A 15,045-nucleotide genomic window follows, 5' to 3' on the forward strand; every position below is an offset into this window, starting at 1 on the left:
TCTTGGTTATCTAGAGCAGTTCCCGGCGCAAATCCTCAGGTGATTTACCGGACAGATAACCTAAGGGTATATCAAATACAGTTTTAGCACCTGCCTGCCCTTCTTGGTTCAGGCGATAAACCGCCCGGGCGTAAGCAATCAAAACGCTCGCCGTAAACTGGGGATTACTGCCTAATTTGAGGGAAAACTCAATAATTTGCCTGGTTTTTTGATTTTCTCCTGTCACACCGCTTCGAACAACAAACCCGCCATGAGGCATATGTGAGTGTTTCTCCTTTAGCTCTTCCGTTGTTAAAAAAGTTACCTTAGTATCATAATCCGCAAAATAGTTAGGCATGCTTTTAATTTGTCGTTCTATCTCTGCCTTATCGGCCCCTTCTTCTGCGGCCACATAACAATCCCGAATATGTTTTTCCCTGGTCGTCAATTCCGGAACATCGCCGTTTCGAATGGTTTGGATGGCCTTATCCACAGGAATTGTGTACTGAATTCCACCTTTGACTCCTGGAATCCTTCTAATAGCATCCGAATGCCCCTGGCTGACCCCAGGCCCCCAAAAGGTGTATTCTTTGCCATCCGGCAGCACAGCTTCAGCTAACATTCGATTCATCGAGAATAGTCCCGGGTCCCATCCTATGGAAATAGCCGCAACTTTACCGCCTTTCAGAGCCGCTTCGTTAACTGCTTTAAAATACTCCGGAATCTTAGCATGGGTATCGAAACTATCCACTGTATTAAACATCTTGGCCAAGTATGGACCTTGTTCAGGCAGATCAGTAGCAGAACCACCGCACAGGATCATGACGTCAATATTGCCGGTATAATCCACTGCCTTATCGATATTCACGATTTCTATTGGTTCATCTGCAATTTCAATGGATTGAGCAGCCCTTCTAGTGAATATGGCTGCCAACTCCAGATCAGAATTTTGTTTAAGCGCAGCCTTAACACCTTTCCCTAAATTCCCATAGCCAACAATACCGATTCTTATCTTATTCAATTTTGCACCCCCGCAGATTTGTTACTTCTGGTTATACATAAGTGATTTTACTATACACCTATACAAGGATAAAGCAAAACTATTGAAATTTGCGGAAAAAACAAAATCAAGACCAGATACCATTGGCAAAGGAGGAATCCTGCTGGAGTGTCTGCGGCGAATGTCAAATCTCATTAACCCCGGCATAAGAGATATTGTCGTTTTAATTTCTCCAGGAGAAGGGGACAGTTGGAATGCAAATCACCTGTCCAATGTAGATAAGATTCGGATTAATGATTTGTGGGTTTACATCTCTAATCTGTTGGACTGTTACTCCAAATCGACGAGCAATCAAAAACAGAGTATCCCAGGCTTGAACTGTGTATAACTGATTCTTTTGGCACCCATTTCTATTATCACCCATTATAGTCCTCCTTGCTTATGGTGTTATGGAACCTAGGCAGGAAAATGATCGATGAAAATAAATATGTCCGGCTTTGTCTGTTTATTCAAGTAATTGATGCTATAGCAAAAAAACAACCCCTGGCAATCTGCGTCAGTGGTTGTTTTCGCTGTTTTTGCTGTTTTCATTGGCAGAAGCGGATCCCCCGGCCTAATAGACTGAATCACAAAGAGCAGCAAATTTGCCGCTCAGCTCCAAGATCCAGTCTTTCTTAATGATCTTGGCCAGCCAATCCTCCGGGATCCCCCCCAGTCCATAGTATACTCCGGCCAACCCTCCGGCAATTGCTCCAACTGTATCAGTATCAAGACCGAGGTTCACTGCCTTAAGAACAGCATCTCTGTAGCTGACCGTCGTCATAAAACACCAAATGGCTGCTTCAAGAGTGTAAACCACATACCCTGTGGATTTAATCTCATCCTCGGAAAGCTTCGGCAGACTTCCATCGATTAAGCGCCGGTAGCGGCCCAACTCTCCTTCCAGTTCAGAATCCGCAAAAACCGTCTGCGCCTTTTCTCCCATGGTCCGGTAGGCGGCCTCCGGTTTTTCGCCTGCTAATAGCTCTTTAACAAGCATTGCGTACAAGGCGCAGCCCAACTGACTGCGCGGGTGACCATGAGTTATTTTTGAAACTTCACATACCCTCTTAATTAACTCCAAATCCGGCAGATGGGCAAAGTAAATTGCCGCGGGAAGAATACGCATGAGAGACCCATTACCATTATCATTTTCGTCAGCCGGACCGGCTTCTAAGGGTGAAATCCCTTTGATTAAGCGTTCTACCGCCTCACTTGTGGTAAAACCAATGTCAAAGGCCCGGCCAAAGGGTGTACAATAGCCCTCTTGATACCAGCGGACGAATCGATCAGCAATATCCGACATATCAAATCCCTTTTCGACCAGACTTTCAACTAAGCAAAGGGTCAGAGAGCTGTCATCCGACCAAGTACCCGGCGGAGTATCAGAGACTCCGCCGCCACGTATTCCTGTCACTGGGTTCCGCCGAACTTCGGTGCGTGACAAGCCTTGTATGGGCAATCCAATGACATCCCCTGTTACCAAGCCTAAAATTCCCCCGCAGACTCTCTCTTCGTACATCCAAATACTCCCTCGAATTTTAGTTCACTAAATAGCTTCTTAGCTGAGGATAATCTCGAACATCAGCTAATGATTTAGTAAATTGAAGGCTTACAGATTATTTCATGAATTTTAGTTTCCAATATGCTGCTGGCATGGGACGGTGTCATTATGACAGCAGTATCCGCGCCTTTGCCCGTACCGCCTATTGCAATAATGGGTTCTCCATAGGGTATCAAACCGGCATCTAAAGCCATAACTGCTACTTCGACACATACTTTCATCCCTTGACCAAACATGCGCAAACTGTGAGCTATGATTTCGACAGGATATGCTCCTCCAAATGCTTTGCTGATCCCCCTCTCAGCTCCGCTCAGCACATGAGTTGTTGTCAATACCTTTATTCCCATACCCGCGAGTTCATTGCGTATTTCTTGGGACATTTCGCTTTGACCCGGTCCTGAAAAACCATTTGCATGGGTCACGCAAATAATATTAAGTCCGTCTGAGTTTTTTAATAGTTTTGCAGTTTCACCTCTGGACGATGCAGCAACAATGTATTTAATATTTTTTTCTGCCGCAGCTTTTAAGGCTAACACCGCTGTATCCTTTGTATTTACCTTACCTGTTTTATCGAAATACATAAATTAACACCCTTTCTTTTAGTCTTTGCCTGAATCTCCCACTTTCAAGTCACTGACAATCAATTTGAATTTAGACAATTTAACTCAGCCATCACAGAACGTAGTCTGTCAGGATAGTTGGTAATTATACCATCCACACCTGTCTGAACAAGTCTTCTCATTGCTGCAGGATCATTTATTGTAAAGGTATTTACTAATAATCCCTCTGAATGAGCTTCACAAATAATCTCTTCGTTAACAGCGTAGAAATACGGATGTAAAGCGTCTGCGCGGGCTGTCCTGGCATAGAGACCCGGCCTATATAAGCCCTCCATATACAGAAGTCCGGTTTTAAGGCTTGGCGCAATTTCTTTGCAGTGCACCATTGAATAGTGATTAAAACTGGAGAGAATCACAAGGTCCTGCCAACCGTAGCTGTAAATAAGCTCAATCAATTTTTCTTCGATAAACTCATACTGAACGATGCCGTTTTTAATCTCAAAATTAAGACGTATTCCAGCGTCCCGGGCCAAAAGGAGAAGTTCCTCCGCCCTTGGAATTCCAGCTCCGGCAAAAGAGGCACCGTACCATAACCCGGCATCTAAACGGCAGAGTTCCGCATAGGAATAATCCTTAACCAGGCCGGAGCCGTTGGTGGTGCGGTCAACCCTTTCGTCATGGATGAGAACAAGTACCCCGTCCCTCGTCATCTGGACATCAGTCTCGATGCCATCACAGCCCATTTCCACTGCTTTGGCAAAGGCAAGCATGGTATTTTCAGGATAATTACCGCTCGCCCCCCTGTGAGCATAATTGATTACCGCGTTATTCAGAATCGACATCGATCTTCATTCCTTGCTTGAATCCAATAATAAGCTTGTTAGCCCCCGCAACCAAGGGTCGGATCATTGCTTTTGGATTGGCTGCAATAAAACCGGCGACCGCCAATTCGTTTGACTCCTCAAGTCCCTTGCCAAGATCCTTGTAAGTTTTGCTCCTCTTATTAAGCAGCCCCTGCACGACAGTTCCGCCAAGTTTAGCTAAGGCAAGCAATTCATCCACTGAGGGAGGATTTTTTACTATGTTCCGGTATTCAAACTGAACATTTTCCTGCAGAAGACCCGCTTCTGCTTTACGACAAGTCGTTCACTGGGGAAAACAATAAAAGGTAATCATTTTACGCCTCCTCTTCAATGTCATTTTATCAAAAAATAAATGATGATTCCACAAATGGATGCATTCGGTAAATCAATCAAAATAGCCTTCGCTTATTAGGCGAAGGCCATTTTTTAACATGATTATAGTTTAGTACTCGAAAACCTCAACCGGAACATCAAGAGCAGAGGTATCTCCATCGATTACGATCTCCGCTGTTGCCCATACATTGGGAACGACATTGCGTAAGTAGTACCTGGCGGCGGCGACTTTGCCGGTGTAGAACTTATAATCAAAGTGCTCCGGTCCAACTTCTTTAGCTTTTTTATCAGCCAAAACCGCCTGATCAAGAATCTGACGGCCACAGTATAGCTGGGAAGTCGCTGTCAGGACACGGTGGGAATAGAGGGGAACCATACTCATATTAGTTTTGGCATATCCATTTAGAGCTTTGAGCATTTCTTTATAGGCATCAAGAGCCTTGCCTAAATTTGCAAATTCTTTATTTAAACCCTCATAGTCTTTATTCGTTTCATAAAAGTCTACCATTTCCTGTACCCAGGCGGCAAACACGGTGCCGCCCTTCATGCTCATTTTGCGGCCAACCAGATCCATGGACTGAATATAGTTTGTGCCTTCCCAAATAGAATAAATCTTCATGTCACGAGCAATTTGGGATATTGGATATTCTTCACAATAACCATATCCGCCATAAGATTGAATAGCCTCACCAATAAGCCACCAGCCTTCATCAGAAGGATAAGCTTTACAAAGCGGGGTAGTTATTTCAATCAGATCATTGGCTGCTTGTCTGACGGCCGGGTCGGGATCACGATGCCGCTGGTCAAATGCCAGATAAACCCGGTACATCATGGCTCTCATAGCTTCGATATGCGCTTTGCCCATCATTAAGGTACGCTTTATATCTTCATGGTTGATGATAGCTACCCGGCCAGCCTTGGGATTTGTCAGCAAGCGGCCCTGAACTCTTTCTTTAGCATTATCCCGGGCATTGGCGAAGGCATTGACAATACAGGACAGAGCCATATGGCCGGTTTCCATACGGGCCATATTCATCATTTGGAACATCTGGGCCATACCTTGACCCTTGCCATCGTTTTCACGCGGATCGATACCGAGCAGCCAACCCCGGCAATTATCGTTTTCTCCCGCAGATAATGCGGCAGTGACTGAACCATGCTGACCCATCTTATGCTCTATCCCGGTGTTTATAAAATCGTTGTCTTCAAGACTGCCATCTTCGTTGACCCACAGCTTCGGAACTACGAACAAAGAAATACCGCCCGTTCCAGGCTTGGCACCCTCTACCCGAGCTAAATAGAGGTGAATGATATTTTCTGTAAAATCATTATTTCCGCCTGTTATAAAGATTTTATTACCTTTGATCTTGAAAATCCGCGGATTATCAGTGGGATAAGCCTTGGAAAGAATATCCCCTACATCAGACCCGGCGCCGGGCTCGGTAAGGCACATAGTTCCCGACCAGGTTCCATTCATCATCTTAGGCAGGAACATTGCTTTTAATTTATCATCGCCGAAGCTTTGAATCAGGCCTGCTGCTCCGGAAGTCAGCAAAACGTAGGGCATAAAGGTAGGATTAGCCGCACAAATCAGTTCCCAAACCGCTGCATTCAACATTTCCGGCAATACCATGGCATCAGGGGAATTATCGATGTTGCTGGTACCCCAACCCTCTTCCTGCAGCTTGTGAAAAAGAGGTCCAAAGCTGGGCGGAGTCGTCACCTTGCCGTCGGCAAACGTAGCTGGGTGAGTCTCGTTTTCATCATTCGTCGGCTCAATGACTGCCTTACACATTTTTAAAACGGGTTCCAAAACTGATTTAATATCATCCTTGGAATAATAGTCCGCAAACTGCGGGTAATTAAACACTCCCTCAGTGGGAAGCCATTCTTGCATAATAAATTCAAAATCCCTAATATTATTAACCGCAAAATTAGAAGCCATGTATTGTGTCCTCCTCGAAAATCGTTCTCAGTAAGTTCTTACTTCATTGGTATTATCCACAGACTCTCCGGTATAAGAAGCTCTATATCTCCCGAGTCCATAGAGAAGCCATAGCAGCCCCTCCGCCTACGCAAAGGGAAGCGCCGCCGACGTTTTTCCCAAGTCTCTCCAGTTCATAGTAAAGGCTGACAATGATACGGAGTCCGGTAGCCCCCACAGGATGCCCCAGGCCAATTCCTGAGCCATTGGTGTTGATGTTTCCGTCCTGCTCAAAAGTGCCTATGTTCAACGTAATGCCTGCTTCATCTTTAATCTTCTTGCCAACACCAATAACTTGGGCTGCGAAGGCTTCGTTGATTTCCCAGTAATCAACGTCTTCGTACTTCATTCCCGCCTCTTTCAGACATTTCGGAATAGCAACAGCCGGGCCTAAGCCCATAACCCTTGCTTCTACCCCTTCATCACAAATATTTATGAGTTTCATCAGGGGTTTAATCCCTAGTTCTTCAGCTTTTCTCTTAGTCATTAGCACTACGGCAGCTGCTGCGTCATTAAGACCGGAAGCGTTGCCGGCAGTTACAACTCCGTCTTTTTTGAAGACGGTTTTCAGTTTCCCCATACTTTCGAGACTTGCTCCCCTGATAGGATGTTCGTCCTGCTTGAAAACGTATTCTTTCTTGCCCTTTTTGACCGGAACAGGAACAATTTCTCTCTCAAAGCGACCTTCGTCAATGGCCCTTACAGCCCTCTGGTGGCTGAGCAGTGCCAGCTCATCACATTCTTCTCTGGTTATTCCATACTGTTCAGCAATATTCTCAGCTGTTCCGCCCATGTGGGAACCGGCCAGCTGACATACCAATCCATCTGCCAGCATGGCGTCCTGAAGTTTAATATCCCCCATTCTTGCCCCCCACCTGGCGGTTGTAGAGATGTAGGGAATATTGCTCATGCTTTCCGTACCGGTTACCAGTGCTATATCGTATTTACCCAGCTGCAGTTTCATGGCCGCGATTTCCAGTGCCCTCATTGCCGATGCACAGTTCTGGTTAACCATGGACGCACTTGATTTGGGATCCATACCTATTTCCATGGCTACGATACGGGGCGGGCATGAACCATTGCCATGGCCTAAACACATGCCGGACACGATTTCATCGATCTGTTTAGGTTCAATTCCTGCACGCCTGATAGCCTCGGAAGCAGCAATCTTAGTCAATTCGTTGGCCGGTACAGGTTGAAGCGAACCTCCATAAGCGCCAATAGGCGTTCTGCAGGCGCTAACCATTACAACTTCATTAAGTTCAATCGTCATAATAAATGTTACCTCTCTTTAATTGTTAGAATGCCCTTGGATTTCAAGGGCTGGGGTTTTTAGGATAGATCCTCATGCCGCTGAGGCGGCACTATCAGAGGATGAAAGTAGGTCTTTTGGGTCGGGCAGCTTCTCGCACATCCGTTCGCTCAGCACTCCGAGCCTCGCCCACTCACCGGCGCGGGACTCCGCCAAACCTCCGGGTAGTACCTGATGTAAACCCGTGGCTCCGTCTCCCCGCACCGGCTTGTGGGCTTTTACCGCCTCTCCATGCAATGAGTTCACTCCTGTGCGAGAAGCTGCCTTCCTCTGAAGCCTACAGATTCTTTGAATGTTTTTGGGTATTTTTTAGGATCGTTTATTGGATCTTATCCAAATCTTATTGGCATCTGCTTCTTTGATCAGTTCATCCCGCAAATCAGGATGAGCAATATTTATCAAGGCTTCGGCTCTTTGCCAGGTGCTCTTGCCCTTGAGCATTGCCATACCGTATTCAGTGACTACATAATAGTTAATGCTTCTCGGTACGGTAACAATTGCCCCGGGAGTCAAAGTCGGCTTGATGCGCGATCTCAGCTTGCCATCCTTGTCAACGAAGGTCGAGGTAAGGCAAATCAGCCCCTTACCACCTTTTGATTTATAAGACCCGTATATATAATCCAACTGGCCGCCGGTTCCTGAAATTTGTCTGGTTCCTGATGACTCTGACGCGACCTGACCATAGAGGTCCACTTCTATGGCGTTATTAATGCAGATCATATTATCATTTTGACAAATGGTGTCAGGATCGTTGGTATAACTGACCGGATAACTTGCGCATACTGGATTGTTATTCAAGAAATCATAAAGTTTATTGGTTCCCATGGCAAAGGTATAGACCATCTTGCCTTTGTCAAGTTGTTTGCGCAAACCCGTAATTCTTCCGGCTTCATACATATCCACAAAGGAATCTACCAGCATTTCAGTATGAACACCTAAGTCTTTTAAATCTGATTGAGCAATCATTGCGCCAACGGCATTCGGCATGGCTCCAATCCCTAACTGCAGGCAAGCGCCATCGTTTATTTGCTCCAGGATAATCTTAGCAATCGTTTTATCAACCTCGGATATGGGTGTTGCGGGAAGCTGAATTAGGGGTTTATTGTCTCCCTGGACAAAATAGTCGATTTCAGATACATGTAAGGTCTCTCTTGATCCACCCATACATCTTGGTACAGATTCATTGACTTCGGCAATAACTACTTTAGCGGCATCACAGAGGGCATGGGTGATCGAATTAGACGTACCCAGGTTTACAAAGCCGTGTTGATCAGGTGGAGTGACCTTGATCATGGCTACATCGACAGGAACATACCCGCGCTCAAAAAAGCTGGGTCCTTCGTGATAGGTCAGCGAACTATAGTTGCATAAATTTTTATCGTGGAGCTTTCTGCTGGCTCCACTGAAATGCCAGTCATTATAAATAAAATGCTTTCTCTCCGGATCATTTAAGACAGTTTGCGGCGGAAAGGGACAGGTAACCGTTCTAATGTTAACTCCTTCCAATTCATCTTTTCTCTTAGCTAAAGCAGCATCTAAAACATGGGAAACCATCACGAATTCGCCGTAATGAACAGAATCTCCGGATTTTACAACCTTGACTGCTTCGTCAGCAGTCACCAATTTCCTCAGGTATTCACTCTTATAATCCACGTTAATCCCCCTTTAATTATTTTCCAACCGGCTGCGTCATCCTTAAGAACACCTAAGAATTCTTTGCCGGTCTTCTTGGCAAGGTGCCCATCTCCTACTTTGCTAAAATGCCAATCAAGGACGGTTGCCTTTGTCATTTAATATGCAAGAATAAATCCAACTTTCAGAATTATTCATAATATTTTAAGAAAACTGCTAAGGCCGGGGAAATCCCCGGCCTTAGCAGTCAATCCTATCTGCAAATAATCAACGCCCCTACAAAATCATGCTGATAGTGTCTCTATTTTGAGATAATCTGTTCCCCAAAAGGACACTTTGTCTCGATCAGGAACCACCATAAGTATCAGTATAATGTTTGAATTTAATATTCCTGGGACAAAGTCATACCACCAAGTCCATGTTTTCTTAATTTCTTATACATAACCGATCTGTGAATTCCCAAGATTTTTGCCGCTTGGGACTTATTGCCCTTAGAACGCTTCAAAGCGTCAACCAGCAGCTCTTTCTCAGCACATTTTACTCCTTCCTCAAAACGGCCTTTTTCCATGCTCTGAGTCTCCTCCGCTGCCGTTTTGGAATGTGGTATCCGCGCCGGTAAATGTTCGGGCAAAATGAACGGCTCATCAACTATGTTCATTACTTGTTCCAAGACACTCTCCAGTTCCCGTACATTACCCGGCCAACTATAATTTTGTAATAGCTGCATGCTCTCTTGAGAAATTCCTTTCACACCCGTCTCTAGTTTCTGTTTTAATTTAGTCAGCATATAATTTGCCAGTAAGCGAATGTCGCTTGGCCTTTCACGTAAACACGGCAATTCAAGAACTATGACATTTAACCGATAGAAAAGGTCTTCCCGAAACATTCCTTCCTGAACCATTATGTCTAATTTGCGGTTAGTCGCTGTAATAATACGCACATCGATTTTGAATGTTTGCGTTCCGCCTACCCTTTCAATTTCCCGTTCCTGAATCACACGCAAAAGCTTGGCCTGCATGGTTAGACTCATATCCCCGATCTCGTCTAAAAAGATAGTACCGTGGTTTGCCAGTTCGAATTTACCAGGTTTACCACCTTTGCACGCCCCGGTAAAGGCCCCTTCTGCATAGCCAAACAACTCCGATTCCAGGAGCTGTTCCGGAATTGCGGCACAATTAACCTTTATAAACGGGCTATAGCGACGCGCGCCGTCATTATGAATAGCATGGGCGAACAACTCCTTTCCGGTTCCGCTCTCTCCTGTCAAGAGAACGGTAGAGCTTGCTCGAGCCACTCGTTTCGCTAAGTATATGGTTGATGTCATTTTTATATCTTCTCCCACAATATCCTCAAAAGTGTAGGTCGCGCTGTGGATTTTTCGCAACTCCTCTTTATAAAACTTCAAGTCATTTTCCATTTGGGCCAGTTTCCGGGCAAAGACATGAGCCAGCCCCATATCTTTAAAAAGTGTCTTGCCCATTGCACCAATTGTCTTTCCATCTCTTTTAATCGGTGCCCGTATAATCATGAAATCCCTATCCCGGACTTTCCAGTAATCTACAAATTGAGCCTTTCCTGTACGCACAATGTCCGGAAGTTCCGAATGCGGGGTCAGCTCGCGAATATGTCGTCCAAGAGCCTGCTCCCTGGTTATGCCAATAGCCTCTAAATAGAAGTTATTAATAATAATCACACGGCTATTTTCGTCAACTACGACTAAGCCTTCATACGGATTTTCTATTACCGCTTCCAAGGTCGCTGTGAGCCTCTTGGATTCGTTAAGCTCTGAATCGATCATTTTCAGCTTGCTTGCCTGGTAATCAAGCAGCGGCCAAACCTTTAGCAATCCAATCATCCGTCCCGCCTCGTCGATAACCGGAACTTCGGTTATTTGATGTGCGGAGAAATAAGAAACCGCCTCCTCAAGTGTGCTGCCGGAGGCGAGACACTTTGGCGCTTTACACATAAGCTCTCCCGCAGGTTTTTGCAGGTTTTCATCTGTTCCGGCTTGTATCATAGCTGACTGATCAAGCAGCCCAACTAATAATCCATCTTTGTCTACCACATAAACATAAGCTGACGTGTGGCCAAATTCTTCGTAAACCTTAGAAATCTCCCTCTCAACGGAAACCTTGGGAAAATCCAGTGCAATCATGCTATCTACTGAGAAATGATCCACCCCGCATCCCCCTTTCATTAGTATAAATCAATAAAACACCACTAAGTAATGTCTTTTTAAGCAGGTTATTTGTATTATCTAAATATTCTCTACTTTTTTGTTTATCCCTGCTAGATCTATAATTTACATCGCAAATGGGACTCCCGTTCTTTAGAATTAAACACAGAAAGAACTACCTCCCTGAATGAGAGAGATAGTTCTTGTAATCGGCCTGGATCAATCCCCTGGCCTTTTTGCTTTATTCTCGCTAGAAATCATCCGTAATGAGTTTTTCTATAGTATTTACATTATTATGTATGTCTAAAGGTCTTAGAGCGGGGCCCTCGACTACATCTCCTTCGCAAGAAAACCTTGAGCCGTGACAAGGGCAATCCCATGATTTTTCAGCCGAATTCCAGTTTAATTCACACCCCATATGTGTACATGTTGTATCTACCACATGCAGTGTGCCTTGTCCATCCCGGTAGGCGCCGGATCTTTGTCCATTGGCTTCAATTATTTTCCCTTCACCCGGCCTGATTTCAGCATCGCTTGGAAGGGAAGAAAATTTGCCCTTGATCAGTTCCTCTGCAACATTCAGATTTTCAACAATAAAGCTTTTGGCAGAAGCTAATATAGTTTCTCGTGAAGGGTTGTAAACATCCTGCCAGGCACTCTTTCCCTCAATGATCAGGTCCCTTAATATCATTGAGGAAACCATACTATTAGTCATTCCCCATTTGCCATAGCCGGTTGCAATATATAAATTGGGAGTATCTGAGGTGAAATGCCCCGCATAAGGCAGTCCATCCAGAGTCATACAATCTTGAGTAGACCATCTGTAGGGAATATCTTCAACGCTGAAGGTTTCATCAGCAAACTTTAATAAAGCTTCGTAATGCTTGGTTGTATCCTCTCCCTGGCCTGTTTTATGATGCTCACCGCCTACCAGTATCAATTCTCCCTTATCAGATGATTGGCTGCGGAGTGACCGGCCAGGATCCTCTGCGGTGATATACATGCCGCCGGGATAACTCTCCTTTGCCTTTATAGCCAGGACATAGGACCGTTCCGGGTATAGTCTGGAAAAATATAATCCATGCTTGTTGTAGAAAGGATAATGGGAAGCAATGATCGTCTTTTCAGCAATAACCTTTTTTCCCTGATTGGTAGTTAATACATAACCGCCATCTTCTTCAATGTCTACAATCCTGCTTTGTTCAAAAATCTGAACCCCATCATGGGTAATCTTCTCAGCAAGAGCCAGTAAAAATTTGCGCGGATGAAATTGAGCCTGATCCTCAAAACGTACCCCGGCTTTAATAGGGTAGGGCAAAGGTATTTCTTCCAGATAACTGGCTTTTATGCCAAGAGCGGCGGCGACATCGGCTTCGTCTTGAATTTTATCAACATAGTTATCCTGTAATGTATAAACATACGCGGACTGGGGAAGAAAATCACACTCAATTTTAGTTTCTTCCGCTATCGTCTTAATCATCCGAATCGCCGATTCATTGGCCTCCGCGTATTGCTTTGCCAATTCCTCACTTAATTGATTCTTGATTTTACTATATATCAGCCCATGCTGTGAGGTAATCTTTGCCGTGGTATGCCCTGTTGTGCCTTGCAAAATACGATCCGCTTCAAGAACAGCAATTTTCAATCCTTTTTTACTAAGCAGGTACGCACATAATATACCGGTAATACCGCCTCCGACTATTGCCACATCAAGCTTTAAATCCTCATTTAAGGATGGATAACCTAGACTGGAAGTCGATGCCATCCAAAATGATTGAGGTTGGTTTTCAAAATGCCTTTGCTCCACAGTTTTCATACTAGTTCCTCCAATTACCCATAATCTGCAAACTAGTATTTATCTTTTGCCGCCGGACATCGAAATATCCACTTTTACATCTTTGATTTTATCCGATGACTGCCAGCCGTAAAACTCCCATCTTCTATAAGTACGAAAGCATCCAGTGACGAAACCCGGGTGAGGGTTTCGCCCAAGCCGCCTGCTCCAAAGAAAAGCTTAACGGCGCAGGTTGCTTTCGCCGAACCGCAAACTAGACAGAACAACTTTAGCGGTGAGGATGAGATAACGGCTGCTACGTCCCTGGATAAGTTCTTCTAAGCTTCAGCTGGAGTAAGTATTCCTCTTGGGCAAACTCCATCTGAAGCTAAGAATCACTTAATCCTCTCCTTATTCCGTTATAGTTCCTCAGTTACTAAGTCAAAGCCATCAAGGGTGGCCGTATCATCAATCCGAATCATCAAGTATCTTATACCATCCTTAGTTACTTGCTTAACATTTTTTATATCTTGAGGGTCGATCGTAATCGCTGCCGTATTATTATCAATTTTTATCGACTTCGTGCCATAATTAGGGGTAATGCTTGAAGCTTTGAACTCGTAGTTTTCTGCTCCCATAACTTCCAGAAACGAGGTTCTAAGCTTATCCCCGGTGTCAATACCGCTATGCTCTAAAATTCTCTCTATATCGTTCAAACCGATCAGAGAGACTTCTCCGCTTTCAGCTTCTGCGTCAAGCCGGCGACCAAGCTCCTCATAAATATTCGAAACAACTTCCGGCTCGATTTCTCCTCCTACAACCTCACGAACAACTTCTAAAAAACGCTCTTTGTCAGCTTTCGCTGTAGACTTGAAGGCACAATCAAGGATATTTTCCACAAACAACGGATTGGGCTTGTTCTCCTTTTGAGTATAATAGACAACTTTATCGGTCTCGGCTGCATCCTCACTAAAGGCAGGAAACATAAAACCCTCATAAGGAGCCTCGGTATTGATGGTCACATTCATCGGCACACTTGTTTTGAATCCTCTTTCTTCAAAGTCAAATTTGAGCGACTTTTTAGGGATAATAATCGGACAAATACTCCCTATAAAAAATCCCAAGGTATAGGCTTTTTCATCATCAAGCTCATTATTTTCCCTTCTGGCCGATTTATAAACCTCTCCTCTTACGAAGGTGATCATAAAATCTTTATCATAACCTTCGCAGGTTTCTTCTAAAATTCTATTGACGATTGTTAGAGTAGCATCTCTAAAATCCTTGGTCTGCAAGGTATGAAGCAGATGTTTTTGAGTTATATTTTCGCCTAGTTTATTATCTTTGAACTCTAACTCAAAAATTTTAGAGTCAATCTTTCCTGATAATACCTTCTTGAAGTTTTTTAAGTATAACTCTTTCTTTTCTTCATCCATCATATCGAAATACAATTCTTCCGAACAAAGAATGTCTTTGCTTTCTTGCTTTACATAATAGCTGCAAATTTCTTGTAAGTTTAACTTTGAGTTGTTAATCTTTAATTCTCTGCGAATACCGGCAATATCTTCCTTATTCATTCATCTGTCTCCCTTATTTACCTTAGGCAGAAGCCTCCGCCTCTGGATCTCTGTTTAAACTTAAGCATTGATGGAATTTCGAGTTATACCTACAAATTCCATGTTATGTGTACATTATTCGCCGTCTTCCCTTCATTTCCTCTTAAGAAACATAAATCGTGGCGGAAAGCCGTTAACCAGAATTATCATCAGGCTAGCGTGGCTCAATTGGCGGAGCAGAGGATGAAAAAGAGAGTTCTTCCAGGTCGGGCAGCT

12 protein-coding genes and 1 pseudogene are annotated in these 15,045 nt (G+C 44.3%); all 13 read right to left on the reverse strand.

What is annotated here, in order from left to right:
* Positions 1-10 precede the first annotated feature (10 nt).
* The gene (locus DESYODRAFT_RS19045) at positions 11-1,000 is read right to left on the reverse strand and encodes a diaminopimelate dehydrogenase (RefSeq protein WP_007785556.1); all 990 of its coding nucleotides are present in this window, start codon (positions 998-1,000) and stop codon (positions 11-13) included.
* Between the two features lie 202 nt (positions 1,001-1,202).
* The gene (locus DESYODRAFT_RS19050) at positions 1,203-1,403 is read right to left on the reverse strand and encodes a LysM peptidoglycan-binding domain-containing protein (RefSeq protein ID WP_007785558.1); all 201 of its coding nucleotides are present in this window, start codon (positions 1,401-1,403) and stop codon (positions 1,203-1,205) included.
* A 189-nt stretch (positions 1,404-1,592) separates the two neighbouring features.
* Positions 1,593-2,540: an ADP-ribosylglycohydrolase family protein gene (locus DESYODRAFT_RS19055; protein ID WP_007785559.1), complete on the reverse strand. Its 948-nt coding sequence runs from the start codon at positions 2,538-2,540 to the stop codon at positions 1,593-1,595.
* A gap of 74 nt (positions 2,541-2,614) precedes the next feature.
* Positions 2,615-3,163 (reverse strand): pyruvate kinase alpha/beta domain-containing protein, encoded by a 549-nt coding sequence (locus tag DESYODRAFT_RS19060; protein WP_007785560.1) that lies wholly within the window; start codon positions 3,161-3,163, stop codon positions 2,615-2,617.
* A 59-nt stretch (positions 3,164-3,222) separates the two neighbouring features.
* On the reverse strand, positions 3,223-3,984 hold the full coding sequence (locus DESYODRAFT_RS19065) for a glycerophosphodiester phosphodiesterase (protein ID WP_007785561.1): 762 nt from the start codon (positions 3,982-3,984) through the stop codon (positions 3,223-3,225).
* A pseudogene (locus DESYODRAFT_RS19070) lies at positions 3,968-4,276 on the reverse strand (ArsC/Spx/MgsR family protein); the annotation flags it as partial. The gene DESYODRAFT_RS19065 and the pseudogene DESYODRAFT_RS19070, both read right to left, overlap by 17 nt.
* Before the next feature lie 171 nt (positions 4,277-4,447).
* On the reverse strand, positions 4,448-6,283 hold the full coding sequence (locus DESYODRAFT_RS19075; protein ID WP_007785565.1) for an acyl-CoA dehydrogenase family protein: 1,836 nt from the start codon (positions 6,281-6,283) through the stop codon (positions 4,448-4,450).
* 82 nt (positions 6,284-6,365) lie between these two features.
* Positions 6,366-7,595 (reverse strand): thiolase family protein, encoded by a 1,230-nt coding sequence (locus tag DESYODRAFT_RS19080; RefSeq protein ID WP_007785566.1) that lies wholly within the window; start codon positions 7,593-7,595, stop codon positions 6,366-6,368.
* 72 nt (positions 7,596-7,667) lie between these two features.
* Complete coding sequence (locus tag DESYODRAFT_RS19085) at positions 7,668-7,871, reverse strand: hypothetical protein (RefSeq protein ID WP_007785568.1); 204 nt, start codon at positions 7,869-7,871, stop codon at positions 7,668-7,670.
* Between the two features lie 72 nt (positions 7,872-7,943).
* Positions 7,944-9,287, reverse strand: coding sequence for an acetyl-CoA hydrolase/transferase family protein (locus DESYODRAFT_RS19090; protein WP_007785570.1), 1,344 nt, complete (start codon positions 9,285-9,287; stop codon positions 7,944-7,946).
* A gap of 361 nt (positions 9,288-9,648) precedes the next feature.
* The gene (locus tag DESYODRAFT_RS19095; protein WP_007785572.1) at positions 9,649-11,445 is read right to left on the reverse strand and encodes a sigma-54-dependent Fis family transcriptional regulator; all 1,797 of its coding nucleotides are present in this window, start codon (positions 11,443-11,445) and stop codon (positions 9,649-9,651) included.
* A 247-nt stretch (positions 11,446-11,692) separates the two neighbouring features.
* Complete coding sequence (locus tag DESYODRAFT_RS19100; protein WP_007785573.1) at positions 11,693-13,258, reverse strand: FAD-dependent oxidoreductase; 1,566 nt, start codon at positions 13,256-13,258, stop codon at positions 11,693-11,695.
* Positions 13,259-13,635: 377 nt separating this feature from the next.
* Positions 13,636-14,790 (reverse strand): DUF4317 family protein, encoded by a 1,155-nt coding sequence (locus DESYODRAFT_RS19105; RefSeq protein WP_007785574.1) that lies wholly within the window; start codon positions 14,788-14,790, stop codon positions 13,636-13,638.
* Between the last annotated feature and the right edge of the window lie 255 nt (positions 14,791-15,045).

The sequence above is a fragment of the Desulfosporosinus youngiae DSM 17734 genome, from assembly GCF_000244895.1.
Taxonomy (GTDB): Bacteria; Bacillota; Desulfitobacteriia; order Desulfitobacteriales; family Desulfitobacteriaceae; genus Desulfosporosinus; species Desulfosporosinus youngiae.